This window comes from Ensifer adhaerens (assembly GCF_001270265.1).
Taxonomy (GTDB): Bacteria; Pseudomonadota; Alphaproteobacteria; order Rhizobiales; family Rhizobiaceae; genus Ensifer; species Ensifer adhaerens_B.
In genome coordinates this window covers 64,133-88,199 of the sequence record NZ_LGAP01000004.1, presented here as the reverse complement: position 1 = coordinate 88,199, position 24,067 = coordinate 64,133, and the positions used below count along the sequence as shown (strand labels likewise).

The 24,067-nt window shown below is 63.4% G+C and carries 22 protein-coding genes, 1 tRNA gene and 1 riboswitch; of the genes, 9 read left to right on the top strand and 14 right to left on the bottom strand.

The window, feature by feature from the left end:
* Window positions 1–181 precede the first annotated feature (181 nt).
* Window positions 182–1,177, top strand: a complete 996-nt coding sequence (locus tag AC244_RS10585) for an Hsp33 family molecular chaperone (protein WP_053248786.1) — start codon at window positions 182–184, stop codon at window positions 1,175–1,177.
* A gap of 6 nt (window positions 1,178–1,183) precedes the next feature.
* On the opposite strand, the gene apaG is transcribed toward AC244_RS10585, so the two are convergent.
* Entirely contained in the window at window positions 1,184–1,576 is a 393-nt protein-coding gene (gene apaG / locus AC244_RS10580) for a Co2+/Mg2+ efflux protein ApaG (RefSeq protein WP_053248785.1), read from the bottom strand.
* A gap of 111 nt (window positions 1,577–1,687) precedes the next feature.
* On the opposite strand from apaG, the gene AC244_RS10575 reads away from it, so the two are divergent.
* Window positions 1,688–2,302 (top strand): CDP-alcohol phosphatidyltransferase family protein, encoded by a 615-nt coding sequence (locus tag AC244_RS10575; protein WP_053248784.1) that lies wholly within the window; start codon window positions 1,688–1,690, stop codon window positions 2,300–2,302.
* Window positions 2,303–2,342: 40 nt separating this feature from the next.
* On the opposite strand, the gene AC244_RS10570 is transcribed toward AC244_RS10575, so the two are convergent.
* A complete protein-coding gene (locus tag AC244_RS10570) occupies window positions 2,343–3,527 on the bottom strand; it encodes an O-succinylhomoserine sulfhydrylase (RefSeq protein ID WP_053248783.1) in 1,185 nt (394 codons plus the stop codon).
* A gap of 45 nt (window positions 3,528–3,572) precedes the next feature.
* Window positions 3,573–3,651: riboswitch (SAM riboswitch) on the bottom strand.
* 74 nt (window positions 3,652–3,725) lie between these two features.
* On the opposite strand from AC244_RS10570, the gene AC244_RS10565 reads away from it, so the two are divergent.
* The 3 genes from AC244_RS10565 (at window position 3,726) to AC244_RS10555 (ending at window position 5,998) form a co-directional block, all read left to right on the top strand.
* The gene (locus AC244_RS10565; protein ID WP_053248782.1) at window positions 3,726–4,823 is read left to right on the top strand and encodes a 2'-deoxycytidine 5'-triphosphate deaminase; all 1,098 of its coding nucleotides are present in this window, start codon (window positions 3,726–3,728) and stop codon (window positions 4,821–4,823) included.
* 80 nt (window positions 4,824–4,903) lie between these two features.
* Window positions 4,904–4,978: transfer RNA gene (locus tag AC244_RS10560), tRNA-Gly, on the top strand.
* A 186-nt stretch (window positions 4,979–5,164) separates the two neighbouring features.
* Window positions 5,165–5,998: a transporter substrate-binding domain-containing protein gene (locus AC244_RS10555; protein WP_053248781.1), complete on the top strand. Its 834-nt coding sequence runs from the start codon at window positions 5,165–5,167 to the stop codon at window positions 5,996–5,998.
* Window positions 5,999–6,154: 156 nt separating this feature from the next.
* Here AC244_RS10555 and AC244_RS10550 read toward each other — a convergent pair whose 3' ends face one another.
* The 5 genes from AC244_RS10550 to AC244_RS10530 all read right to left on the bottom strand — a co-directional run bounded on the left by AC244_RS10550 (window position 6,155) and on the right by AC244_RS10530 (window position 9,783).
* Window positions 6,155–6,967 (bottom strand): sterol desaturase family protein, encoded by an 813-nt coding sequence (locus tag AC244_RS10550; RefSeq protein WP_053248780.1) that lies wholly within the window; start codon window positions 6,965–6,967, stop codon window positions 6,155–6,157.
* Between the two features lie 96 nt (window positions 6,968–7,063).
* Window positions 7,064–7,474, bottom strand: coding sequence for a tellurite resistance TerB family protein (locus AC244_RS10545; RefSeq protein ID WP_053248779.1), 411 nt, complete (start codon window positions 7,472–7,474; stop codon window positions 7,064–7,066).
* 50 nt (window positions 7,475–7,524) lie between these two features.
* Window positions 7,525–8,358, bottom strand: coding sequence for a thermonuclease family protein (locus tag AC244_RS10540; RefSeq protein ID WP_053248778.1), 834 nt, complete (start codon window positions 8,356–8,358; stop codon window positions 7,525–7,527).
* A 13-nt stretch (window positions 8,359–8,371) separates the two neighbouring features.
* Window positions 8,372–9,016 (bottom strand): helix-turn-helix transcriptional regulator, encoded by a 645-nt coding sequence (locus AC244_RS10535; RefSeq protein ID WP_053248777.1) that lies wholly within the window; start codon window positions 9,014–9,016, stop codon window positions 8,372–8,374.
* Between the two features lie 257 nt (window positions 9,017–9,273).
* Window positions 9,274–9,783 (bottom strand): winged helix-turn-helix transcriptional regulator, encoded by a 510-nt coding sequence (locus tag AC244_RS10530; RefSeq protein ID WP_053248776.1) that lies wholly within the window; start codon window positions 9,781–9,783, stop codon window positions 9,274–9,276.
* Between the two features lie 155 nt (window positions 9,784–9,938).
* Here AC244_RS10530 and AC244_RS10525 point away from each other — a divergent pair, with 155 nt between their 5' ends.
* Complete coding sequence (locus AC244_RS10525; protein ID WP_053248939.1) at window positions 9,939–10,412, top strand: SRPBCC family protein; 474 nt, start codon at window positions 9,939–9,941, stop codon at window positions 10,410–10,412.
* A 39-nt stretch (window positions 10,413–10,451) separates the two neighbouring features.
* On the opposite strand, the gene AC244_RS10520 is transcribed toward AC244_RS10525, so the two are convergent.
* Window positions 10,452–11,036: a LysE family translocator gene (locus AC244_RS10520; RefSeq protein ID WP_234716914.1), complete on the bottom strand. Its 585-nt coding sequence runs from the start codon at window positions 11,034–11,036 to the stop codon at window positions 10,452–10,454.
* A 203-nt stretch (window positions 11,037–11,239) separates the two neighbouring features.
* Between AC244_RS10520 and AC244_RS10515 the strand changes: the two genes are divergently transcribed.
* Window positions 11,240–12,148, top strand: coding sequence for a DMT family transporter (locus AC244_RS10515; RefSeq protein ID WP_053248775.1), 909 nt, complete (start codon window positions 11,240–11,242; stop codon window positions 12,146–12,148).
* Window positions 12,149–12,190: 42 nt separating this feature from the next.
* Here the strand turns inward: AC244_RS10515 and AC244_RS10510 are convergent, their stop codons facing one another.
* Together AC244_RS10510 and AC244_RS37120 are read right to left on the bottom strand one after the other, a co-directional pair.
* Entirely contained in the window at window positions 12,191–13,042 is an 852-nt protein-coding gene (locus AC244_RS10510) for a methyltransferase domain-containing protein (RefSeq protein WP_053248774.1), read from the bottom strand.
* 74 nt (window positions 13,043–13,116) lie between these two features.
* A complete protein-coding gene (locus tag AC244_RS37120; RefSeq protein WP_161807854.1) occupies window positions 13,117–13,278 on the bottom strand; it encodes a hypothetical protein in 162 nt (53 codons plus the stop codon).
* Between the two features lie 275 nt (window positions 13,279–13,553).
* Here AC244_RS37120 and AC244_RS10505 point away from each other — a divergent pair, with 275 nt between their 5' ends.
* On the top strand, window positions 13,554–13,838 hold the full coding sequence (locus AC244_RS10505; RefSeq protein WP_053248773.1) for a GIY-YIG nuclease family protein: 285 nt from the start codon (window positions 13,554–13,556) through the stop codon (window positions 13,836–13,838).
* A gap of 78 nt (window positions 13,839–13,916) precedes the next feature.
* Here AC244_RS10505 and AC244_RS10500 read toward each other — a convergent pair whose 3' ends face one another.
* The 4 genes from AC244_RS10500 to AC244_RS10485 are packed head-to-tail and all read right to left on the bottom strand — an operon-like array spanning window position 13,917 to window position 19,618.
* On the bottom strand, window positions 13,917–16,133 hold the full coding sequence (locus AC244_RS10500; protein ID WP_053248772.1) for an FAD-dependent oxidoreductase: 2,217 nt from the start codon (window positions 16,131–16,133) through the stop codon (window positions 13,917–13,919).
* Window positions 16,134–16,144: 11 nt separating this feature from the next.
* Window positions 16,145–16,555 (bottom strand): YbaY family lipoprotein, encoded by a 411-nt coding sequence (locus tag AC244_RS10495; protein ID WP_053248771.1) that lies wholly within the window; start codon window positions 16,553–16,555, stop codon window positions 16,145–16,147.
* A 2-nt stretch (window positions 16,556–16,557) separates the two neighbouring features.
* Window positions 16,558–17,766: an acetyl-CoA C-acetyltransferase gene (locus AC244_RS10490; protein ID WP_053248770.1), complete on the bottom strand. Its 1,209-nt coding sequence runs from the start codon at window positions 17,764–17,766 to the stop codon at window positions 16,558–16,560.
* A 55-nt stretch (window positions 17,767–17,821) separates the two neighbouring features.
* Entirely contained in the window at window positions 17,822–19,618 is a 1,797-nt protein-coding gene (locus tag AC244_RS10485) for an acyl-CoA dehydrogenase C-terminal domain-containing protein (protein ID WP_053248769.1), read from the bottom strand.
* A 432-nt stretch (window positions 19,619–20,050) separates the two neighbouring features.
* Here AC244_RS10485 and AC244_RS10480 point away from each other — a divergent pair, with 432 nt between their 5' ends.
* Window positions 20,051–23,842 (top strand): peptidoglycan-binding protein, encoded by a 3,792-nt coding sequence (locus tag AC244_RS10480; protein WP_053248768.1) that lies wholly within the window; start codon window positions 20,051–20,053, stop codon window positions 23,840–23,842.
* Window positions 23,843–24,067: the final 225 nt, after the last annotated feature.

The following is a 24,067-nucleotide window of genomic DNA, read 5'->3' as shown; positions in this document are numbered from 1 at the left end:
TAGGGTAACGGGCAGGCCGCGCCGGGGGATGTTTATGTCCTCTGCGCGGCCTTCTCCAGAGCATGTCGCGGAAAAGTGCGCAGCGGTTTTGCGATAGCGACATGCGCAAGAACAAAAACTTAAAGCGCAGTCCGCGAATCCTGGCGATCGCGACGCGCTTTAGTGACGTAAGGAGCAGCAGATGACAGAGATGGCACCAGGACTTGGCGAATTCGATTTTGCCGGTGACGACCATGTCGTGCCCTTCCAGGTGGAAGGCCTCGACGTGCGTGGCCGTGCCGTTCAGCTCGGCCCGATGCTCGATGCAATCCTTGAGCGCCACAACTATCCGCTTCCGGTCGCTCGGCTCGTTGCCGAGACCGTCGTGCTGACCGTGTTGCTCGGCACGTCGCTGAAGTTCGAAGGCAAGCTTATCGTTCAGACGAAGGGCGACGGTCCGGTCGATCTCGTGGTTGCCGACTTTGCCACGCCCGATCGGGTGCGCGCCTATGCCCGCTTCAATGAGGAGGCGTTGGCTGAAGCTCTGAAGGACGGACGCACGCAATCGCACGAGCTGCTCGGCAAGGGCGTTCTCGCCTTCACCATCGATCAGGGCGCCCATACCCAGCGCTATCAGGGCATCGTTGCGCTCGATGGCGCCACGCTCGAGGAAATCGCCGGCGTCTACTTCCGCCAGTCGGAACAGATCCCGACCAAGGTACGGCTTGGCGTCGCCGAACTGCTTGACCGCGATGAGAACGGCAAGCCCCGCCATCGCTGGCGTGCCGGCGGCATGGTCGCGCAGTTCCTGCCGGATGCGCCGGAGCGCATGCGTCAGCCGGATCTCTCGGGTGGCGACGACGACGGCGACGACAACGAGGACCTCTTCGACGAGGATGATCTCTGGGCGGAAGCCAAGGTCATGGTCGAGACGATCGATGCCGACGAACTGACCGACCCCATGGTCGGCACGGAACGCCTGCTCTATCGGCTGTTCCACGAGCGCGGCGTTCGCGTCTACCAGCCACAGGCGGTCTATGATCGCTGCAGCTGCTCGCGCGAAAAGATCCGTTCGGTGCTGACCGGGCTGCATGCCGACGATATCGAGAGCACGATCGAGGACGGCTTGATCAAGGTGACGTGCGAGTTCTGCTCGACCACCTATCGCTTCGAGGCAAGCGAAGTCCGTCAGCAGTAGGATGTGTCAATTCAGGGTTCGAACGAGCCCTGGTGAATCGAGCGAGAAGGCGGGGATGGCCACTTTGAAGGTTTCCCCGCCTTCCGATTCCATGCTGTAGTGGCCGAACATCACGCCCGACGGCGTATCCAGCGGGCATCCGGAGGAGTATTCGTAGGTGTCGCCCGGGTTCAGCAACGGCTGCTCGCCGATGACGCCGGGGCCGCTGACCTCATCCACCTGACCGTTCTCGTCGGTGATGTGCCAGTAGCGCGTCATCAGCCGAACCGTCTCGGCAGAATGGTTGGAGATGACGATGCGGTAGCCCCAGACGTAGCGGCTGTCATCCGGGTCAGATTGCTCTTCCAGATAGTACGGCTCCACCGTAACTTCTATGTCGCGAGTGAGCGCGCGATACATGGGCAACACCTTGTTTCAAGTCTTTCAGGGTATTCTACAGCAATATGGTTTCGTCAAGAATAACGGCAGGATTGCAGGCGTCCGCGACCAAGATGCGGGAAGGCGAGGCCTATGCTTGATGGCGCGGTGAGAAAACGCCTGGGTCCGAGGCTGGATCGGCTGGGTGCGGCGCTCGCCCAAAGAGGTGTCAGCGCCAATGCAGTCACGATGACCGGCCTCGCGCTCGGCCTCGTTGCCGCCCTCCTGATTGCCGGGCAATATTATCTTGCAGCGGCCGCCGTCATCGTTGTCAGTCGGCTTTGCGATGGTCTCGACGGCGCGGTGGCGCGAGCGACACGCAAGACCGATTTCGGCGGTTTCCTCGACATCGTGCTCGACTTCGTCTTCTACGGCGCCATCCCGCTCGGCTTCATCGTCGCCGATCCGCAGGCCAATGGTCTTGCCGGCGGACTGCTGCTCTTCTCGTTCTACGTCAATGGATCGAGTTTCCTCGCCTATGCCGTTATGGCCGAGAAGCGATCGATGACGACGGATGTGCGGGGGGCAAAATCGCTTTACTTCACCACTGGGCTCGCGGAGGCGACGGAGACGATTGTCGTCTTCCTGGCCTTCTGCCTGTTCCCGACGTGGTTTCCGGTGCTGGCGGCGCTGTTTGCGCTCGTCTGCCTCTATACGGCGCTGTCGCGCATCGTTCTTGCGCGGATGCAATTTCGCGACGCGCCGTAGCGGCCGCCACCGATCTCGGGGCGGCCGTACTTGTTTGATCTCAGGCCTTGACGGCCTTCAGCGCGCGGGCGAAGTCCTCGACGATGTCGTCGCCGTCCTCGATGCCGGCGGAGAAACGCACGGTGCCGGCCGAAATACCGAGCTCGTCGCGGGCCTCGTCCGTCAGGTTCTTGTGCGTCGTCGTTGCCGGATGCGTGATCAGGCTCTTGGAATCGCCGAGATTGTTGGAGATGCGGGCGATCTGCAGTGCGTTCTGCAGCGCGAAGGCCGCGTCCTTGCCACCCTTGAGTTCGAAGGCGACGAGTGTCGATCCGCCGCTCATCTGCTTGGCGATGATGTCTGCCTGCGGGTGATCCTTGCGGCCGGGGTAGATCACCTTGGCGACCTGCGGCTGCTCGGCTAGGAAGTCGGCGACGCGGCGCGCGTTCTCCGTCTGCTGCTTGACGCGCAACGGCAGGGTCTCGATGCCCTTCAGCAGCGTCCAGGCGTTGAACGGCGACATCGCCGGACCGGTGTGGCGGAAGTAATCGTGCAGGTGCTCGTTGATCCAGTCCTTGTCGGACAGAACCACACCGCCGAGGCAACGGCCCTGGCCGTCGATGTGTTTGGTGGCGGAGTAGACGACGATATGTGCACCGAGCTCCAGCGGCTTCTGGAAAAGCGGCGTGGCGAAGACGTTGTCGACCACCACCTTGGCGCCGATCTGGTTGGCGAGCTTGGATACGCCGGCAATGTCGATGACTTCGAGCGTCGGGTTGGTCGGGCTTTCCAGGAAGAAGACCTTGGTGTTCTTCTGGATTGCCTTTTCCCAGTTGGCGAGATCGCGGCCGTCGACCAGGGTGCATTCGATCCCGTATTTCGGGGCCAGCGTTTCGACCACCCAGCGGCAGGAGCCGAAGAGGGCGCGGGCAGCGACGATATGGTCGCCGGCCTTCAGCTGGCATAGAATGGCGGAAGCGACGGCGGCCATGCCCGATGCCGTGGCGCGCGCATCTTCTGCGCCTTCCAGCATGCACATGCGCTTTTCGAACATGTCGTTGGTGGGGCTGCCGTAACGGGCATAGATGAAGCCCTCGGTCTCGCCCTTGAAGCGCGCTTCCGCCGCCTCGGATGTCTCGTAGACGAAGCCCTGGGTGAGGAAGATCGCCTCGGACGTCTCGCCATGCTGGGAGCGGGTCGTTCCGCCGTGGACGAGTTGGGTTGCCGGGCGCCAGTTTTTGCTCATGTGACGGTCACCTTCAAAAACAAAAAAAACCGGCCGCGTGAAGGGCCGGTTTGATACCCGGCCTTTTTAGCTACTTGTTTAACGTGGCTGCAAGCCGACCGGCCAAATCACCACGGGATAAAGCTCCAATACTGCTTGGGTGCGCTTGCGTCAATTCCTGGAGTTTGGTTTTGTCTCGCAACTGAAAAGAGGATCGAAATGGGCCGCGAGACTGGGATTTTGGCCGACCGCGCGATCGCCGCGCTGTTCACGACCGGACGCTTGAAAAGCGAAAAGGCGCTGGATGCCGATCAGATCCAGCCGGCAAGCCTCGATCTGCGCCTTGGCGCCACGGCATTTCGCGTGCGCGCGAGCTTCATGCCGGGCCCGGCGCATCTCGTTGCCGACAAGCTCGATCGACTGAAACTGCATGTCGTCGATCTCTCCGACGGCGCCGTGCTGGAGACCGGCTGCGTCTACATCGTGCCGCTGATGGAAAGCCTCGACCTGCCGGAGAACATGTCGGCTTCGGCGAACCCGAAAAGCTCCACCGGCCGCCTCGACATCTTCACCCGCGTCATCACCGATCGCGCCCAGGAGTTCGACAAGATCCCGGCGGGATATCGCGGGCCGCTCTATCTCGAAATCAGTCCTCGCACCTTCCCGATCGTCGTGCGGCGTGGTTCGCGGCTGTCGCAGATCCGTTTCCGCATCGGCCAGTCGCTGCTCTCCGAACAGGAACTGCTGGCACTGCATGAAAGCGATGTGCTGGTTGCAAGCGACAAGCCAAATGTCAGCGGCGGCGGAATCGCGCTCTCGATCGATCTCAAGGGCACCGGGCCGGACGGGCTGATCGGCTACCGCGGCAAGCATCACACCGCAGTCGTCGATGTCGACAAAAAGGCGCAGCACGCCGTGTTCGACTTCTGGGAGCCGCTCTACAGCCGCGGGCGCGACGAGCTGATCCTCGATCCCGACGAGTTCTACATTCTCGTGTCGCGCGAAGCCGTGCACGTTCCGCCGCTCTACGCCGCCGAGATGACGCCGTTCGATCCGTTGGTCGGCGAATTCCGCGTGCATTATGCCGGCTTCTTCGACCCGGGCTTCGGCCATGCGTCTGCCGGCGGCAGCGGCAGTCGGGCGGTGCTCGAAGTGCGAAGCCACGAGGTTCCTTTCATCCTGGAGCACGGCCAGATCGTCGGCCGGTTGGTCTATGAGCACATGCTGGAGCGTCCGGAGGGGCTTTACGGGCTCGGCCTCGGCTCCAACTATCAGGCGCAGGGCCTCAAGCTCTCCAAGCATTTCCACGCGAACTAACAGAAAAAGTGCCGTTGCGCGGCGACGCGGCGCAACGGTCCTTGACAGATGCATGCGGTTGAGGAAGTTTCCGAGGCGCTGCGGGTGTAGTTCAGTGGTAGAACGCCAGCTTCCCAAGCTTGATGTCGTCGGTTCGATCCCGATCACCCGCTCCACTTTTTTCCTCGAGATCAACCCACCGGGTTTTGAGCCGGCGCTCCTGAGTGCGACGGTCCGAAACGTAGGGCTCCGAAGCCAGTAGCCAGCCCGGTTCCGTCCGGCTAATCTTGCTGTCACCCATGAATCATCTGCGGCCGCACAGGCCGTGCCGCAACACCCAAGAGACGCGCTGGCCATTGCCCATGAAAATCCACCGACTGCTGGCTCTGTGCGTGTATCTGATGGCGGGCTCGCTTGCCGCCCAGCCCAAGGATCTGCCCAATCTGTTCGATGCGCGCGAGCGCATTGCCAAGCCGGATCTGACCGGCCTTGCCCGCCTGCGGTTCCTGACCACGGTGGATTTCCCGCCGTTCAACTTCATCGACCAATCGGGCAAGCTTTCGGGCTTCCATGTCGATCTGGTGCGCGAGATCTGCCGCGAACTCGATATCGAAGCCAAATGCCAGATCCAGGCGGTGACCTATGCCGAGCTGCTGCCGGCACTGGAGGAGGGGCAGGGCGAGGCGATCGCCGCCGGCATCGCCGTCAGCCCGGAGCTGCGCCAGCGCTTCGGCTTCTCCCGGCCCTTCATGCGGCTTCCGGCGCGCTTCGCCGTCAACACGAAGACGGCCGGTGCCGTCTCCGATCCCACGGGCCTGAAGGGCAAGCCGGTCGGCGTTGTTTCCGGCACCACGCATGAGGTGATGTTCAGGGCCTTCTTCCCCAAGCTGGAAGCCAAGGTCTTTCCAGATCGCGATAAGATGCTCGCCGCCCTGCAAAAGGGCGAGATAGCGGCCGTCTTTTCCGACGGCATGCAGCTCTCCTTCTGGGTGTCCGGCAGCACTGCTGCCGGCTGCTGCTCGCTTATCGACGGCGCCTATTTCTCGCAACGCTTTCTTGGCGAGGGCCTGACGATCATGAACCGCAAGGCCGAGCCGGCGCTGACGCAGGCGATCGACCATGCCTTGCTGGCGCTCTCGCGCAGCGGACGGCTTGACGAGATCTACCTGCGCTATTTCCCGAACGGTATTTACTAAAGCATTTCCAGGAAAAGTGCGAAGCGGTTTTCCGTCAAGAAATGCGTAAAAACAAAGAGATAGAGTGTTTCTGCGAGTTCGTCTAAGGCGGAAACGCTCTATGGCGCGCATGTCGTTGTCGCAAGGCCGCTGCACACTTTTGCGCGACATGTTTAATCAGCTGCGCCGGAACGGCAGAAGCAACGACCACAGAAGCTTCGTCGGTTCGCTGCGGCCATAGGCGGAGAGCCCTGTTTCGATCCCATCGTCGCCCCGTCGTGGTCGATCGGTATAGGTCGAAAACAGCCGGTCCCAGATCGCCAGGTTGAAGCCGTAGTTCGAATCCGTCTCCGAGCGCTCGGTCGAGTGGTGGATGCGGTGCATGTCGGGCGTGACGATCAGCGGCCGCAGCGCCCGGTCGAGGCGGAGTGGCAGCCGCAGATTGGCATGGTTGAACATGGCAGCGGCGTTGAGCACGATCTCGAACAGCAGAACGGCGACGGCCGGCGCCCCGAGTGCGACGATAACCACGATCTTCCAGACCATCGAGACGACGATCTCCAGCGGATGAAATCGCAACGCCGTGGTCAGGTCGACGCCCGGATCGGCATGATGAACCCGGTGCACCCGCCATAGGATGGGGAACTTGTGGAAGGCGACGTGTTCGAGCCAGATGGCAAAGTCGAGCGCGATGAAGGCGATCAAGCCGGCGAAGAGCGAAGGAACGCCCAATGCCGGCAGCAGGCCGTATCCCTGCGCCTGGGCCCAAAGTGCTGCGCCCGTGGCAGCAGCCGGGAAGATCAGCCGCAACAGAAGCGAGGACAACACGAGGATCGACAGGTTGGTAAACCAGCGGCGCGCCTTCAGCGCCCTTTGCAGTTCCGGCCGCTCCAGCCTCGGATGCAGAAGCTCGAGTACCGCTATGGCGGCAAAGACCGAGAGAAAGGCCGCAAGGCGCCATAGGGGCTCGGTCACGCCGAAAAGCTGCATCTGCTACGCCTCGCTGCCGGTTTCCGTGAAGCGATATCACGCGTTGGCAGCGCCACGCCAAGACACGTTCACGTGAGCCGACTGGACGGCCTGCCGCTACTTGCGGAAGCGGGCGAGGGCACCCCGTTCGATCGCCGCGCAGGTAAGCTTGTCGAGACCGAGCCGGTCGCGCAGCAGCTGAAGGAAGCGGATTTCTTCGTTGCGGATGCGCTGGTCGGCAGCCGCAATCTCGACTGCGAGCGCGTAGGCCGTTTCGTGAAGCCGCTCGGGCAGTGCCTCGCGTACGATCTCAAGCACGATGTCGAGGCCTTCAGGGGCGGCAAGTTGGGCTGCGCATTCGTGGCCGATCAACACAAGCTGGTCCTCGTCGAAGCCCTCGAAGGCGGGAAGAAACTGCACGAGCCTGCCGATACGTGCGAACTCGTCGTCGCTCATCTCCCGGTCGACGGCCGACATCATCACCATGACATAGACAAGGGCTTCGTGCTGGCTGAGGTTTGGGGGCATCGGGGCTTTCCGGAACGTGTTTGCGAAGAACTGGGAAGTTCCGCCGCTACTTACAAGTCTGGCGCTGCTTCGTCCATGCTTGCAGCGGCGCTCGGATCGTCGAATGGCATCGGTGTCTGACGAAAATCGCGCGGATCGTCGCCAAAGAAGCCGAGCTTTGCCTTGCGCGCGGCCTCCCCTTGCACTTCGAGCGCGGAGCCCGGCAGCGGCGTCGCCCAGCCATTGGCAACGAGCCAGGCGGCCGGATCCTGTCCGCCGACGGTGCACTGTCCGGTGACGGTCTCGTTTGTCCCGTTCCCGGCAACATCGCAAGTGACCGCACGGGCGCGCAGGAAATTGCGGAACGCCGTCCGGGCGACCATGCCGCAGGGCCAGCTCTTGCCGCCGCTTTCGCAGGTGCGCTCCGCTGCTTCCGGTTCGATGCCGTCGAGCTGCAGTGTCATCTTGTCGAAGCGGATGAGTCCGGCGGCGAGCGCCACCGGCTGCCGGAGGACGGTCGGCGTCTTCGGCTTGTCCTTGTTTACATCCGAAAGCGGCGATCGTGGTTCTATGCGTTCGAGCGGTTTCGTCGTCACCTCGTCGGGCAGGCCGAACTGCCGCGGCTCGATCGCGCGGGCGGTGGTCTCGGTCGACCTTGAGCTGCTTTCGCCTTGGCCGCTTGCATCAGGCGTCGTGTCGCTCGCGTCGGGGGCGATCATGTCGAACGGCACGTCTTCGGCTTCTGCGGAAAACTCCGTCTCACCCATGTCGGGCGTTTCCAGCACGAAATCCGGCGCGGCGGCGCTTTCCCGGTCGCGGATCGTTGCCGCACCGGCATAGAGGATGCCGGCATAGAGCGCTATGGCGGCAATCCCGCCTGCAAGGGTGACCAGTTGCTGCCGCATCAGGAAAGATGTCCTATTGGCTGGCCCAGATGATCCGGGCGATCCATTCGACTTCGCTCATCTCGAAACTCCGGTTGGGATGTTCCGGGTTGAGCGATAGCAGTTCGATGTTGCGCGGAGTATGCCGCATCAGGATTTTCGCCATGACCTCGCCTTCACGGGTCTTGACCACGACGCGGTCGCCGCGCCGGACCTGCGCGCCGGGGTCGACGATCAGCACGTCGCCATCACGATAGAGCGGCAGCATGCTGTCGCCCTGGATTTCGAGCGCATAGATGCCGGCGCGCCGCTCCGCTGTCGCGGGGAAATCGACGACGTCCCAGCCCTGGCCGGCCGGAAACCCGCCGTCGTCGAAGAAGCCGCCGGCGCCGGCCTGGGCAAAGCCGATCAGCGGTATGGCGCCCGTGTAGGGTTCGCTTCGGGCCGTATCCGGGCGCATCAGCGCCATGAACTGGTCGACGGTGGCGCCGGTCGCATCCAGCACCTTGGCGATCGATTCTGTCGACGGCCAGCGCTCCCGGCCGTCGGCAGACTGGCGCTTGGATTTGTTGAAGGATGTCGGGTCGAGCCCGGCGCGGCGCGCAAGGCCGGAGGGCGAGAGCTGGTGGCGCTCGGCCAGCGTATCGATGGCGTGCCAGATGGTGTCGTGCGACAGCATGAATGTCTGTTCCGGGGCAGGGGGGCGACGGCCGCTATGCCTTTATTCGTCAATAGATTAACCAAGCCAGCCAGGATGGTAAAGAACAGGGAGGAAAATAGTCCTTGATTGGTCTGATTGAAATACAGCGGGCTGCTTCTATAGTCCTTGCCGTTGCTTGAGTTTGGCCGGCGAGGGGTCATTTGTTGGCGGCGCTGAAGTCCGCACGTCTGCTGTTCGCCACCTTCGTCATGCTTTCGGCGATTGGGTTGTAGTCCTCAGGCGACCGCGCTTTCCCTGGCCTTCCTGGCGACGACATCCTCATAGGCTGCCTGCAGGGTGGCGCGCACGCGCGGCGGGCCGTCCAGGGGCAGGCCGAGATGCTCGTATCGAAGCTCGTCCATGAAGCGGTTCCAGAGGTCCGGACCGCCGGTTTCCATCAGCTCGGCCCTGATGCTGAGCTCTTCGCTGACCGGCAGGTAGCGCCGCCCCCAGGCGCCCAGATGCGCCATGATCGGCACCAGTGCGATGGTCATCTCGGTGAGGCTGTAGATGGCCTTCTGCTTGTGCGTCGGGTCGTCCGTCTTGGTCAGCATGCCCTGTTCGACCAGCATCTTCAGACGGTCCGCCAGAATGTTCGAGGAGATGCCTTCCTGCGATCGCAGCAGTTCGCGGAAGTGCCTTTTCGCCCCGAAGATCATGTCGCGGATGATCAGCAGGCTCCATTTGTCGCCGAAGACCTCTAGCGAGAGATTGATCGGGCAGCCTGAGCGGTAATCGTCTTTCATTGAGACCTCTTTAAAACTGCTTGCATTGTCGCATCAGTGAGGTTACCTTGCAACTGCTTTTAATATGAAAGCAGTTGCAGAGTGGGTTTGGTTCGAACATGGGCGGTGGAGCGTCCGCGCCGGACCCTCAGCAGCGGATCGAAGAGGAGAAGATCATGAGTGCCAATTCCGTGGAACATGCGAGCTTCACCATCGAGCGGGTTTTCAAGGCGACGCCCGAACAGGTCTTTCGGGCCTTTGCCGACCCGGCAGCGCATGATCGGTGGTTCGTCAAGGCCGACGGCTGGCCGGTCGCCGAATACAGCCACGACTTCCGCGTCGGCGGGCGCGAGAGCGGCCGCTTCAGCAAAGACGGCAAGACCTTCTACTACAACGACACCATCTACCTCGACATCGTTGAAAACCGGCGCATCATCTCGGCCTATACCATGGCGGAGAACGAGCGGCGGATCTCCGCTTCGGTGGCAACTGTCGATATCCAGCCGCACGGCACCGGCGCGCGCATCGTCTTCACCGAGCAGGCAGCCTTCCTCGACGGTCTCGACCAGGTTGCCTATCGGCGCCAGGGTTGGGAAGAGTTGATCGCCGCCCTTGGCGCCGAACTCGGCGAGACGGCTGCAGCCGCCTGATGCAAATTGCGGCGCGTCTGGAAACGGGCCGGCCGCGCCTTAAGCCATCGCCGCAAGCGCGCTGCCTGCAATGCCGAAGGAAAAGGCGGCGAGGCAGACTGCGGCAACGCGGCGCGCCAGATGCGACGTGCGTGCGCCACGCGAGAGTTGTACGAGCATGGCTCCGGCGCCGATCCAGAGCGAACCGGCGAAAACCACGAGCAGCGAAAATCCGGCAATCCAGGGCATCGTCGCGACAAGGCCGGCCTGCGGCAAGAGCACCAGCGCCACGATGAGTGCCTTGGGATTGAGAAGCGTCGTGACGAAGACATGCCGGATGGTGATCTCGGTCGAAGTCCGGCTGTCGTCGCCGGTGGTCCAGAGTGCGTAGGCGAGGAAGAGGACCCAGCAGGCCGCGACGATCCGGAGCGCAAGGCCGATCTGCGGATGCGCCGCGAGAAACGGCGCCAGCAGCGCCACGGCTGGAATGATCACCGCGAGATAACCGCCGAGCTCGCCCAAAAGCAGCGGCGTCGAGCGCCGGAAGCCGGCCGATGCTCCCGAAAGCCACAGCAACGTGTTGGTCGGGCCGGGTGTTGCCAGCAGCACGAGGGCGGCAAGGGTGAAGGCGAGCGGCTGCATCATCAGGATTCCGGTTTCGGCGACGGATATTGCTGTCTTCTAGCTGAGGTGCAAGTGGGCAGTCTTGATCTCCATCAAGCTTTGCCGTGGCGCTACTCCAAGATTTCGCCACAGCGCCGACGGCCGGCACCTCTTCCACACGCAACGGTGGCGCGCTATCAGACGGGCGCTGCCGCCTGCTCTCCCGGCTGCCTTCGGGGCTTTCCATGAACAAGACTGTGCTTTCCGGCATCGTGATGACGACGTTTTCCTATTTCCTGTTCTCGTTGCAGGATGCGTCGGTCAAATGGCTGGTGGTCGGCTACTCCGTCTGGCAGATCCTGTTTACCCGCAGCATCACCATTCTCCTGCTTTGCCTGGTGATCGGACGGGGCAAGCTCGTGCGCCGCGCGATCTCCTCGCCCGTCGTCAAGCCGCTGTTCGTGCGCAACCTGTTGCTGCTGGCCGCCTGGCTTTCCTATTTCAACGCAGCTCGCGATCTCGGCCTCGCCGAAATGACGACGCTCTATTACGCCGCGCCGATCGTGGTGACCCTGCTGGCCGTCCCGATCCTGAAGGAAGACGTGCCGCCGATCCGCTGGTTCGCAGTGTTTCTCGGTTTCGTCGGGGTGCTGATTGCCTGCGATCCGCTCGGAACGGGCATGAAACTCTCGCTGCCGGTTTTCCTGGCGCTGATGGCCGCCGTCTTCTGGGCGATCGGCACGGTCATGCTGCGCAAGACGGCGCTGGAAGAGACGACGCTGACGCAGATGACGATCTCCAACGTCTTCTTCATCGCGATGACCGGCCTTGCCGTCGGCTTCTACTGGACGCCGCCTGCGCTGTTCGACGTTGCGCTGATGGCGGGCACCGGTGTCATCGCCGGCATCGCGCAATATGCGCTGTTCGAGGGCATGCGTCGGGCGCCGATCTCGGTGATCGCGCCGTTCGAATACACCTCGCTCGTCTGGGCCTTCGGCCTCGGCTTCCTGATCTGGGGCGATATTCCGGCCACCAACGTCTTTGCCGGCGCCGGCCTGATCTTTATCGCGGGAGTGACGATCATCGTCGGCGAGCGTCTCGCGCATCGGCGGGCCGTTGCCGTTGCCTCCCACGGTGCAGGCGCGGACGCGTAGCCGCTCTGCGCTTGCGGGCCAAAGCAGCCACCTATTCCGGCCCTATCGGCAAACTGACTGGCCATGCGGCGTGGGACGCGCGCTGGGGACACGGCCGATCACCCGGAAGAACAGATGCGAGGTGACGAGGACCGAAGGATCGGCCAGATGCCGGTCCAGCGCCTGCAGATCGGCATCGAGTTCGGCGCGGCCGACAAAACCTTCGCCGACCAGGCCCTCGCGGACATTGGCGATGAAATCACGCAGGATCGGCCGGCGGTCATGGCCGGGCGGATAGACGTGCACGATGGCATCCGTGCTGAGCGCCTCGACGCCGGCCTCGCGGAACAGCCGATGGGCGCGGCGTCCTATGTGCAGATCGATGCCGCGCGCCGCCGAATAGGCGACATAGGCGGCAAGAAGACGATCCCAGGCGGCAAGCGGCGGGTCGCAGATATGGGCGAGGAAATCGGCCTCGAAGCTGGCGATCCAGCCACCCGGTTTTACCAGGGAGACCATCTCGCGCACGATGCGCTCCGGCTGCGGCACGTTGACGAGCACGAGCCGCATATGGGCGCCGTCGAAGGAGCCGCGCGGCAGGCCGCTGTCATAAGCGTCGCCCTCGTGCACTTCGACCTGTGGCAAGGCATGGCTCGCAACGAATCGGCGCGCGAGATCGACGAAGTGGGCGTCGCGCTCGATGCCGAGCACCGAGCCGGTCGGGCCGACGCGCTTGCCAAGCAGATGCAGCACGCCGCCAGGGCCGCAACCGAGATCGATGATGCGTTCACCGGGCCGGATGCCGATCCGCTCCAGCTGCTGATCGGAGTCGGGCGCGAGATTGGCAATTTGCCGCTTTAACCGTTCTTCCTCAGGCCCGGCACGCCCAAGCAGATAGAGATCAGGCTCGCTCATGGCGTTTCCCCCTCCGGCGAACAGGAACATGCACCCGCCCAAGTCGGCGGTCAACGCTGGCGGCGTTGGCGGATTCAGCTTGTCGCGGCGGTCATATAGCGCCGCTCGGGCGTTTCTTCCTGGATGCGCAATCCCTCGCGACGGTAGAAGGCAACGGCCGGATTGGTGGCAAGTACGCTCAGCCGCACTGGCAGGTCCAGCGCAACCGCTTCGCTTAGAACTTGCCGCAGGAACACTGCGAACGTTCTTTCCTCCGTCATCCTCGGGCTTGACCCGAGGATCCATGCCTACCGCGTCCAGAGGATCTGGATCCTCGGGTCAAGCCCGAAGATGACGGATAGGAACGTCGCAACGGTCGCGTCGTGCTGGAGTGGTGACGCAGGGAGTATGTTGTCCGGATCATCGTGTCGTTGCACCTTGCTTATCCCGGCTGTGCTCCCGAATTGCCAATGCGTCACTCCACGCCGATGTGGACTTGCCCAGAAGGAGAAACCGCTATCATCATTCGCGCATGGCGGGTCATGTCTACATCGTGACCAATCAGAAGAAGGGGACGCTCTACATCGGGGTAACATCCGATCTTGAGCGTCGGATCTATGAGCATCGGGAAGGCTTGTCTCCCGGCTTCGCCTCAAAATACGGGTGCACGCGGTTGGTTTGGTATGAAGAGCACCTTCAGATCGGCTCGGCGATTCAGCGTGAGAAATCACTGAAACGTTGGTATCGCCAATGGAAGCTCGACCTGATCGAGCGCATGAATCCGGACCGGCGCGATCTTTACGAGGAATTGTGGTGACAATTCTCGGCGAGATTCGTTCCAACAAACGAAAACAGGCTCCCGGAGGAGCCTGTCTGCATGTTCGATCGGACGTCTTTAAGCCGCCTGCTTCTTCTCGCCGTAGGGGTCGAAGCGGCCGTAGAAGGTTTCGCCGCGTTCGGCCATTTCCTTCAGTAGTGCTGTCGGCTTGAAGTGGCTGCCATAGTCCTTGGCGAGCTTCTCGCACATTGCGACGAAGGCCTTGGCGCCCATGCCGTCGATGTAGGAGAGCGTGCCGCCGGTGTAGGGAGCAAAGCCGAAGCCGAGGATCGAGCCGACGTCGGCTTCGCGCGGATCGGTGACGATGCCTTCTTCCATGGTACGGGCTGCCTCAAGCGCGATCGTTGCCAGGAAGCGCTGCTTCAGCACCTCGACGTCGATCTTGTCGGCGTTCTTCTGCGGATAGAGCGTCTTCAGCTCCGGCCACAGATATTTCTTCGCCGGCTTTGCCGGGTATTCGTAGAAGCCCTTGCCGTTCTTGCGGCCGCGACGGTCGAGGTCGTCGACCATCTTGTTGATCAGCGCCATGTGCTTGGGATCGACCGCCTTTTCGCCGAGATCGGCGACGGTGGCTTTCAGGATCTTCTGGCTGAGGTCGATCGCGACTTCGTCGTTGAGCGACAGCGGCCCAACCGGCATGCCGGCCATCTTGGCGGCATTTTCGATCATCGCCGGCGGCACGCCTTCGATCAGCATGTCATAGGCTTCGTGGATATAGCGGAAGACGCAGCGGTTGACGTAGAAGCCGCGTGTGTCGTTGACGACGATCGGCGTCTTCCTGATCGCGGCGACATAGTCGAGCGCAACGGCCAGTGCCTTGTCGCCGGTTTCCTTGCCGAGGATCACTTCCGTCAGCATCATCTTCTCGACCGGCGAGAAGAAGTGGATGCCGATGAACTGGCCGGCACGCTTGGAGTTCTTCGCCAGGCCGGTGATCGGCAGCGTCGAGGTGTTGGAGGCAAAGATCGTGTCTTCGCCGATCACCGCTTCCACCTTCTCGATCACATCCTTCTTGACCTGGCGGTCTTCGAACACCGCTTCGACGACGAGGCCGACATCCCTAAGGTCGTTGTAGTCGGCCGAAGGCGTGATGCGGGCGAGCAGCGCTTCGCCTTCCTCCTTGGTCAGGCGACCCTTGCCGACTGAATCCTTGACCAGGCCTTCCGAATGGGCCTTGCCCTTTTCAGCCGCTTCCATGTCGCGGTCGATCAGCGTGACGGCGATGCCGGCGGCGGCCGTCACATAGGCGATCGAGGCGCCCATGAAGCCGGCACCGACGACGCCGACATGCCTAAACTCCGACTTCGGCACGCCGGCCGGGCGACGGGCGCCCTTGCCGAGTTCCTGCATCGAGACGAACAGCGAGCGGATCATCGAGAAGGCTTCGGTCGTCTGCAGGATCTCGGTGAAATAGCGCTGCTCGATCTTCAGGGCCGTGTCGAAGGGAACCTGCAGGCCCTCATAGACGCATTTGAGGATCGCGATGGCGCCGGGATAGTTCCCTTGTGTCTCGCGGCGCAGGATGCCGGAGGCAGCCGGCCAGAGCTGGGCCGAGGCCGGGGTCCAGATACCACCGCCGGGTACCTTGTAACCCTTTTCGTCCCAGGGCTGGACCGGCTTCAGGCCGTTCTTGATCATCGCCTTGGCGGCGTCGACCAGCTTGTCGGCGTCGACGACTTCATGCACGAGGCCGAGCGCCTTGGCGCGCGCCGCCGTCAGCGACGAGCCGGTGGTCATCATCTGCAGCGCGTCCTGCGCATTGGTCAGGCGCGGCACGCGCTGGGTGCCGCCGGCGCCCGGGAAAATGCCGACCTTGACTTCCGGCAACGCGATCTTGACCGACTTGGAGTTCGAGGCGACACGGCCGTGGCAGGCGAGCGAAAGCTCGAAGGCGCCGCCCATGCAGGTGCCGTTGATCGCCGACACCCATGGCTTGCCCGAGGTTTCGAGCTTGCGGAACAGGCCGGTCATGCGGCCGACGAGGTCGAAAAGCTTCTGGGCGGCATTGGCCGGATCTTTCTTCTTTTCTTCCTGCTGGAAGGTGAACATCGACTTGATCATCGAAAGATCAGCGCCGCCGGAAAACGACGACTTGCCCGACGTGAAGACGACGCCCTTGACGGCAGCATCTGCAGTGGTTTCGTCGACGATGGCGTTGAGTTCTTCCATCACCTCCTGGGTGAAGACGTTCATCGACTTCTCGGGCATGTCCCAGGTAACAAGGGCAATGCCGTCGGCATCGGTCTCGATCTTGAAATTGGTATACTTCGTCATGGTTCTCCCCCTCAGTAGAGAATGGGTTCGATGCGCAGCGAGATATTCGATCTGCCGCTGTAACGTTGTTTGGTGGTGTTGGTGGCGATCAGCCTGCCGTCGCGCTCGACGCGGATGGTGAAGCCCGCGTCGACGGCCTTGTCGAGCTCGGGCTTCGGCACCTGCAACACGAAGGGCACGCGGTTTGCCTTGCCGTCGCTCGAAACCGAAGTCTCGGCGATCAGCTTGGCGGCCACATCCATCACGCCCTGCTCCTCGAGCCGGACAGTGACGGTGCCGGCCGGAACCGGGCCGCTGGCGACATTGGTGATCGCACCGGTCAGCGTGAAGCTGTCGCCGCCTTCCTCGTCGGAGACGCAGCCGGAAACTGCAAGCAGTCCCAAGCCCATCAGTCCGAGAAGCGTGCGGCGGGTCGCTCCCATCGTCAGACCCTTTCGATGATCGTGGCGGTGCCCATGCCGGCGCCGATGCACAGCGTCACCAGCGCGGTGTTGAGATCGCGCCGTTCCAGCTCGTCGAGCACCGTGCCGAGGATCATCGCGCCGGTGGCGCCGAGCGGATGGCCCATGGCGATCGCGCCGCCGTTGACGTTGATCTTGTCGTGCGGGATGTCGAAGGCCTGCATGTAGCGCAGCACGACGGCGGCAAAAGCCTCGTTGAGTTCGAAGAGATCGATGTCGGAGAGCTTCATGTCGGCGCGCGCGAGCAGCTTCTCGGTGACGTCGACCGGGCCGGTCAGCATCAGCGCCGGATCGGAACCGATATTGGCGAAGGCGCGGATGCGGGCACGGGGCTTGAGGCCCATGCTCTCGCCGCCGGCCTTGGAGCCGAGCAGCACGGCCGCAGCACCGTCGACGATGCCCGAAGAGTTGCCGGCATGGTGCACGTAGTTGATCTTCTCGATTTCCGGATGCGCCTGGATGCCGACGGCTTCGAAGCCGCCCATCTCGCCCGGCATCTGGAACGACGGGTTGAGCGAGGCGAGCGCCTGCATGTCTGTGCCGGGACGCATGTGCTCGTCGCGGTCAAGAATGGTCAGCCCGTTCTGGTCCTTCACCGGCACGACCGACTTCTTGAAGTAGCCCTTTTCCCAGGAATGGGCGGCGCGCTTCTGGCTTTCGACGGCGTAGGCGTCGACGTCGTCGCGGCTGAAACCGTATTTGGTGGCGATCAGGTCGGCCGACACGCCCTGCGGCATGAAATAGGCCGGCAGGTTGACGGACGGGTCCATGAACCAGGAGCCGCCGGACATGCCGAGGCCGACGCGCGACATCGATTCGACGCCGCCGGCGATCACGATGTCGTCGGCACCCTGGGCGATCTTCGCTGCGCCGAAGTTGACGGCGTCGAGACCCGACGCGCAGAAGCGCGAGATCTGCATGCCGGGCGCACGGGTGGAGTAACCTGCCTCGAAGGCGGCGGCCTTCGGGATCACCGAGCCGGCATCCATCACCGGATCGACGCAGCCCATGATGATGTCGTCGACGGTCGACGTATCGAGCCCGTTGCGATCACGCACGGCCTCCAGCATTTTGGCCGCAAGGCGAACGGACGGCACTTCGTGCAGCGATCCGTCCTTCTTGCCACGGCCGCGCGGTGTGCGCACGTGGTCGTAAACGAAGACTTTCGTCATGTCTCATCTCCCTTTCGGCAGCACCGTCCGGTGCTGCCCGTCAAACAGTTGGATATCAGAACGCGGCCGCGTCGAGCGCCATCACCGTGTCGGCGCCCGTCTCGATGCGGGCCTTGCGCAGCGCCGTTTCCGGCAGGATCCTTTCCATGAAGAAGGTCGCGGTGATCAGCTTGTTCTTCAGATAGTCCGCGCGTGCCGTTTCGCCAGAGGCTAGTTTTTCCTCGGCGGTCTTGGCGATCTTCGCCCACATGTAACCGAGCACGACGAGACCAAAGAGGTGCATGTAGTCGGTCGAGCCGGCGCCGGCATTGTCGGGCTTGGCCATGGCGTTCTGCATGAACCACATGGTGGAAGCCTGCAGGTCGTTGAGGCCCTTCTTCAGCGCCTTGGTATAGGTGGCCAGCTTCTCGTCGCTGCGGTTCTCGTCGCAGAAATCGCCGATTTCCTTGAACAGCGCCATGACGGCGCGGCCGCCGTTGAGGCCGAGCTTGCGACCGACGAGATCGAGCGCCTGGATGCCGTTGGCACCTTCGTAGATCATCGCGATGCGGGCATCGCGGACATACTGGCTCATGCCGTGCTCTTCGATATAGCCGTGGCCGCCGAACATCTGCTGCGCCATGACCGCGTGGTCGAAGCCCTTGTCGGTCAGGACGCCCTTGAGGATCGGCGTCATCAGCCCGAGGATGTCGTCGGCCGTCTGGCGGTCGGCGTCATTGTCGGAACGGTGGGCGATATCGGATTTCAGTGCGGTCCAGAGCGTGAACGCACGGCCGGCCTCGTTGAAGGCGCGGATCGTCATCAGCGTGCGGCGCACATCCGGATGCACGATGATCGGGTCGGCCTTCTTGTCCGGAGCCTTCGGGCCGGAAAGCGAACGGCCCTGGATGCGGTCGCGGGCATAGTTGGCGGCGTTCTGGTAGGCGATTTCGGCGATCGACAGGCCCTGCAGGCCGACCCCGAGGCGGGCTTCGTTCATCATCACGAACATGGCGTTGAGGCCCTTGTTCTCCGTGCCGATGAGGTAGCCCTCGGCCTCGTCATAGTTCATGACGCAAGTCGAGTTGCCGTGGATGCCCATCTTGTGCTCGATGGCGCCACAGGAAACGCCATTGCGCTCGCCCAGTTCGCCGTCGCCGTTCAGCTTGAACTTCGGCACGATGAACAGCGAGATGCCCTTCACGCCTTCTGGCGCGCCCTCGATGCGGGCGAGCACCAGGTGGATAATGTTGTCCGACATGTCGTGTTCGCCGGCGGAGATGAAGATCTTCTGGCCGGAAATCTTGTAAGCGCCGTTACCATCAGGCACGGCCTTGCTGCGAAGGAGCCCGAGGTCGGTGCCGCAATGCGGCTCCGTCAGGTTCATCGTGCCGGTCCATGTGCCTTCCACCATCTTCGGCAGATAGGCCTTCTTCTGCTCGTCCGAGCCGTGCACCAGGATCGCGGCGATCGCGCCCTGGGTGAGGCCCGGATACATCGTCAGTGCCATGTTGGCCGAGGACATGTATTCGCCGACGGCGGTGTGCAGCGTATAGGGCAGGCCCTGGCCGCCGAATTCCTCCGGCACGGAGAGCCCGAGCCAGCCGCCTTCGCGGTAGAGATCGAAGGCCTGCTTGAAGCCTTTGGGCACGCTGACCGAACCGTCGTCGCGGCGCTTGCAGCCTTCCTGGTCGCCGGAAAGGTTGACCGGGAACAGCACTTCTTCGGCAAGCTTGGCGGCTTCGCCGACGATCGCTTCGATCATGTCGGGCGTCGCATCGGCAAAGCCGGGAAGGTTGTTGTATCGCTCGATGCCGAGCACGTCGTTCAGAATGAAGAGAGTATCGTCGACCGGTGCCTTGTAGGTGGGCATTCTTTCCTCGCCTTTTTCGCTTTCGGATCGTCGCCTCCACTCGGCCGACGTCCGGTTGCAACATGCCGAATGCGCCGCCATCTGAGGGCGGTTCCGCATCGTTGGCAGGATGCTACAAAATTTTGACGTTTGCGTAAACGTCAAAAATAGCGCCCTATCGAAGTTTCGCTTGTCGGCGGCTCGAGCGGTCAAATCACCGCCGCGCCGCACTCTCCATCGTCTGCCCTGCCAAATCGTTAAAAAATCGACGCCGGTTAACGGCTTGTTTACCACGTTTAATGAAAGGTGCGTGTTGAGATGGTCAAAGCTGCAACCGGTCCGGTCCTCGCATTGTTGTAGCTTTGCTCACGTCGGAAGTGCGCAGGGGCGAAGGAAACCGTTTCCTTCCGTGGCGACTTTCGAGATGGCCGACGGACAGGGGCGAAGAGCACAATGAATGGATCGCGATCAAATCCTCAGCGCGCTGGCAGCCAGAGCTATGGCGAGCGGCCCTCGCTGGACGCCTTGAACCGCACGATCGAAGGGCTCGAAGCCCGGATCGAAGGCTTGATGAACGGCGCGGGACGCGAGCCGCCGGCCCGCCCGGTCGAGCGCGAGCGTATTGCCCCCCGCGATATCCCATCCCCCCGTGAGGCCGTTTCCGAAATCATGCAGCGCCAGCGGGCGCTGAGCACCTCGCGCGAGCGGCCGGCCTTGAGAGACCGCCTGCCGCAACGCGAGCCGGATCGCCTGGCTCAGCGCGAGCCCGAGCGCTATGTCGACGACATGCGGGCGCAGCCGGTGCGTGCGCCTGTCGCCCGGCCGGCCGCTGCCGTCAACGATATCGCCGAGGCGCTCGTCGGATTGCGCCAGGACCTCAAGCGCGACATCACCGACGGGCTCACCCGCGAGATGAATTCCCTGCGCGCCGAAATTCGCGGCATCAAGGCGCAGGCCCAGGACCACAGCTTCGCCGAAGACGTTCGCGGCGACATGCAGCGCCTTGCCGACAGCATCCAGCAGCTCGGCCGCCAGGCATCGCCCGCCCAGGCCGACGCGCTGCGCAGCGATTTTGACGACCTGCGCGCGATGATCGACGGGCTGGCGCGCGAAGACAGCGTTCGCCGTATGGAAAGCCGCTGGAACGGCGTCGAGGATCGGTTGATCGCCTTCGACCAGAATCGCGACGACGAACTGGTGGCGCTGGCCTACCGGCTTGACGAGATCAAGTCGCAGATCGGCGCGCTCGGCAACAGCTCTGCCGTCGATGTGCTCGAAGGCAAGATGATTGCCGTTGCCCAGGCGATCGAAATGCTCGGCCGCCAGATACAGCCGGACGACCGGCGCCTCGTGTCGCAGTTCGCCGATCTCGATGCACGGCTTGACGAAATCAGCCGGGCGATCGCCGCGAGCAGCCGCAGCACGACCAGCCTCGACGGTGGTTTCGCCAATCGCCTGGAAACCAGGCTCGGTGACCTTTCGCGGCAGATCGACGGATTGTCCCGCCCGAACGATTCCGGTCTCGGCTCGCGCCTGGAGGCGCTGGCTGCGCGGGTCGAGGATCTCGCGAGCGAAAAGGCAGCCGCCGGACTGGAAGAGCGCCTGGATCAGCTTTCCCTGCTGATGGAGCGCAGCCACCGGAACGCCCAGCCGGACCTGACGGGCCACCTCAACGACATTTCCCGCAAGATCGAGGCGCTCGATCAAGGCAGCGTCAACGATGCGCTCGCCGAGCGGCTCGACTATCTTGCCCGTCGCATCGACGATCTCGATACGCTGAGCGCGCACCCCGTTGCCGATCCGCGTTTCGACCGGCTCGAAGACCGGCTTGCGGGCATTGCCCAGCGGCTGGAAGAAACCTATGCGGCGCCGTTCGACGACCGCGCTGCCTTGTACAATCTCGAAGCCCAGATCGCCAATCTGTCGACCCTGGTCAGCCAGCCCCGCAGCGAGGCAGGCGCTGCCATGCCGGTGGAATTCGAGAGCCGCATGAATGCACTCGAAGACTATTTCGCCACCAGCGACGAGTACATCGTCGAGGCTGCCCGCCAGGCGGCCGAGGCGGTAATGGAGGCCTATTCGAAAAAGGGCATGCCGCAGTCGGCAGGTGGCGGCGATCTCGCGGCGATCTCGGCGCTGGCGGAAGACCTGCGCACGCTCGAAGATCTCAGCCGCTCCAGCGACGAGCGCACGGCGCGCACCTTCGAAGCCCTGCATGAAACCCTCGTCCATATCGCCGACAAGCTCGAGCGGATCGAGGGACGCGAGCCTGCCATGGCTGCGGCACATTACGAGGCGCCGGTGGCGCGCGAAATGGCTGCGATGCCCAAGGCAACGCAGCCGGAATTCAACGACCCCTTCAGCGGCGCCGATCTCGATGACCGCTATCAGGATCTGCAGCGCAATGTCCGCGCCCTCCAGGCGGAAGACGACGGCGTCATCGCCGCCGCCACTGCATCTGCGCATGCGACCGCGTTTGCCGGCGACGAAGGTCAGGTTTCGACCATCGAGCCCGACGGTGCGCGCGAACAGCCGGTCGCTGCTGCCCGCACGGGCCTGCTTGCCGGCCTGACCCGGCGCTTTTCCGGAAAGCGGGCTGAGCCCGCACAGGAGCCGGCACGGCAACTCGTCGAGCCCGCCCCCTCCATCGACCCGTCCGAGATGTTGGCGCCGGAAGAGGCCAATCAGCTGCTCGAGCCGGGTTCGGGCGTTCCCGACGTCAAGAAGATCCTCGAGCGCGTGCGCGCCGGCCAGATGAACCGCGGCGGCAAACCGGCCGCTGACGGCGACAAGGCAGACTTCATTGCCGCCGCCCGCCGGGCGGCACAGCTGGCCGTCGAGGAAGCCGATACGCTCAACAAGGCCAAGGACGGTGGCGTTGCCAGCGGGGTCGGCGGTGCCTTTGCCCGCCATCGCCGACCGATCCTCATGGCTGTCGGTGCCGTGCTTCTGGCGATCATGTCCTATCCTCTCGTCGGCGCCATGCTGAAGGGCAGCGACGCGCCCGTTGCCGAGCCGGTGGCGATCATCGAGCAGAAAGTGGCTCCCGTCGCCGAGCAGGCGACGATCGCCAATGAACGAGATATCGCAGGCGACCAGGCACCTTCGGCCGCGGCCGTTGCGACCGAAACACCGGTTGAAGCGCTGCAGCCCATTCCCGAAGCACCGCTCGATTCTGTCGAGCAACCGTCAAGCGCCGTGCAGACGCCGGCCATCTCGACGCCGCCGGCCGATATGTCCGCATCGACGGTGGCGACGACCGAAACACGGGCACCGCTGCTTCAGCCGGTGCCGGAAGCCAAGGAGCCGGTAGCCGCTTCGACGTTCCAGGCCGCGCCGGCCGATGCCGGGCAGGCCGGAACCTTTGCGCCGGTCGCAAAGGCTGCCGAAGTCGTCCTGCCTGATGGTTTCGGCCCGGTTGCGCTGGTGACGGCCGCCAAGGGTGGCGACCCCCTGGCTTTCTATGAGATCGGCGCGCGCTTCACCGAAGGTCGCGGCGTTAGGGAAGACCTGGCGGAAGCCGCCAAATGGTATCAGCGCGCCGCAGACGGCGGCGTCGTGCCGGCCGAATATCGGCTGGCCAGCATGTACGAAAAGGGCTCGGGCCTGACGCGCGACGCGGCCAGGGCCAAGGTTCTCTATCTGAAGGCGGCCGGGCAGGGCAATGCCAGCGCCATGCACAATCTTGCCGTGATGCTGGCCAGCGGCCGCGACGGCTCGCCGGATTTCGCCGGGGCGACCAACTGGTTCGCCAAGGCAGCCGAGCTCGGCATCCGCGACAGCCAGTTCAATCTGGCTGTCCTCTATGCCCGCGGCAACGGCGTGCCGCAGGATCTTGAAGCCTCCTACAAATGGTTTGCCGCCGCCGCCCGCGAGGGCGACATGGATGCCGCGGCCAAGCGCGACGAAGTGGCCAAGGCGATGAAGCCGGAGCAGCTTTCGCGTGCAAAGGCCAACGCCGATGCCTGGAAGCCGCAGCCGGTCGACGCCAAGGCAAACACGGTCGACGTGCCGGATGCGTGGGTAGGCCCGGCCAACAAGACCGCCTCGATCGACATGGGCAAGGCCATTCGCAACATCCAGGCCATCCTCAACAACAACGGCTTCGACGCCGGCAAGCCGGACGGCCAGCTGGGCAAGAAGACGGTTGCGGCGATCAAGGCCTTCCAGACATCTGTTGGCCAGGAGCCGACCGGTGAAATCACCGACCAGCTGGTGAAGGAATTGCTCAAGCGCAATTCCTGATCCGGCAGGGGTTGCCGCCGCAATAAAGCCGCAGAGCCGGGTGACACGGTTCGCGGAACCGAAGCTGTCCGCCATGTGGCTGAAAAGGTTGACAGCTCCGGCGTAGGAGCGCATGACGGAAGCCTATGCCACCTCGCCTTCGGGAGAGGTGTCGGCTTTCAGAGATAATCCCCCCTCCGTGGTGAATTACTTGCCACTGTGACGTTTTTCGCCCGCACTGCGGGC

Excerpts from the sequence above, each read along its gene's own strand:
- AC244_RS10585 (WP_053248786.1), top strand. The coding sequence starts at position 182 with ATGACAGAGATGGCACCAGGACTTGGCGAATTCGATTTTGCCGGTGAC.
- apaG (WP_053248785.1), bottom strand. The coding sequence starts at position 1,576 with ATGTATCGCGCGCTCACTCGCGACATAGAAGTTACGGTGGAGCCGTAC.
- AC244_RS10575 (WP_053248784.1), top strand. The coding sequence starts at position 1,688 with ATGCTTGATGGCGCGGTGAGAAAACGCCTGGGTCCGAGGCTGGATCGG.
- AC244_RS10570 (WP_053248783.1), bottom strand. The coding sequence starts at position 3,527 with ATGAGCAAAAACTGGCGCCCGGCAACCCAACTCGTCCACGGCGGAACG.
- AC244_RS10565 (WP_053248782.1), top strand. The coding sequence starts at position 3,726 with ATGGGCCGCGAGACTGGGATTTTGGCCGACCGCGCGATCGCCGCGCTG.
- AC244_RS10555 (WP_053248781.1), top strand. The coding sequence starts at position 5,165 with ATGAAAATCCACCGACTGCTGGCTCTGTGCGTGTATCTGATGGCGGGC.
- AC244_RS10550 (WP_053248780.1), bottom strand. The coding sequence starts at position 6,967 with ATGCAGCTTTTCGGCGTGACCGAGCCCCTATGGCGCCTTGCGGCCTTT.
- AC244_RS10545 (WP_053248779.1), bottom strand. The coding sequence starts at position 7,474 with ATGCCCCCAAACCTCAGCCAGCACGAAGCCCTTGTCTATGTCATGGTG.
- AC244_RS10540 (WP_053248778.1), bottom strand. The coding sequence starts at position 8,358 with ATGCGGCAGCAACTGGTCACCCTTGCAGGCGGGATTGCCGCCATAGCG.
- AC244_RS10535 (WP_053248777.1), bottom strand. The coding sequence starts at position 9,016 with ATGCTGTCGCACGACACCATCTGGCACGCCATCGATACGCTGGCCGAG.
- AC244_RS10530 (WP_053248776.1), bottom strand. The coding sequence starts at position 9,783 with ATGAAAGACGATTACCGCTCAGGCTGCCCGATCAATCTCTCGCTAGAG.
- AC244_RS10525 (WP_053248939.1), top strand. The coding sequence starts at position 9,939 with ATGAGTGCCAATTCCGTGGAACATGCGAGCTTCACCATCGAGCGGGTT.
- AC244_RS10520 (WP_234716914.1), bottom strand. The coding sequence starts at position 11,036 with ATGATGCAGCCGCTCGCCTTCACCCTTGCCGCCCTCGTGCTGCTGGCA.
- AC244_RS10515 (WP_053248775.1), top strand. The coding sequence starts at position 11,240 with ATGAACAAGACTGTGCTTTCCGGCATCGTGATGACGACGTTTTCCTAT.
- AC244_RS10510 (WP_053248774.1), bottom strand. The coding sequence starts at position 13,042 with ATGAGCGAGCCTGATCTCTATCTGCTTGGGCGTGCCGGGCCTGAGGAA.
- AC244_RS10505 (WP_053248773.1), top strand. The coding sequence starts at position 13,554 with ATGGCGGGTCATGTCTACATCGTGACCAATCAGAAGAAGGGGACGCTC.
- AC244_RS10500 (WP_053248772.1), bottom strand. The coding sequence starts at position 16,133 with ATGACGAAGTATACCAATTTCAAGATCGAGACCGATGCCGACGGCATT.
- AC244_RS10495 (WP_053248771.1), bottom strand. The coding sequence starts at position 16,555 with ATGGGAGCGACCCGCCGCACGCTTCTCGGACTGATGGGCTTGGGACTG.
- AC244_RS10490 (WP_053248770.1), bottom strand. The coding sequence starts at position 17,766 with ATGACGAAAGTCTTCGTTTACGACCACGTGCGCACACCGCGCGGCCGT.
- AC244_RS10485 (WP_053248769.1), bottom strand. The coding sequence starts at position 19,618 with ATGCCCACCTACAAGGCACCGGTCGACGATACTCTCTTCATTCTGAAC.
- AC244_RS10480 (WP_053248768.1), top strand. The coding sequence starts at position 20,051 with ATGAATGGATCGCGATCAAATCCTCAGCGCGCTGGCAGCCAGAGCTAT.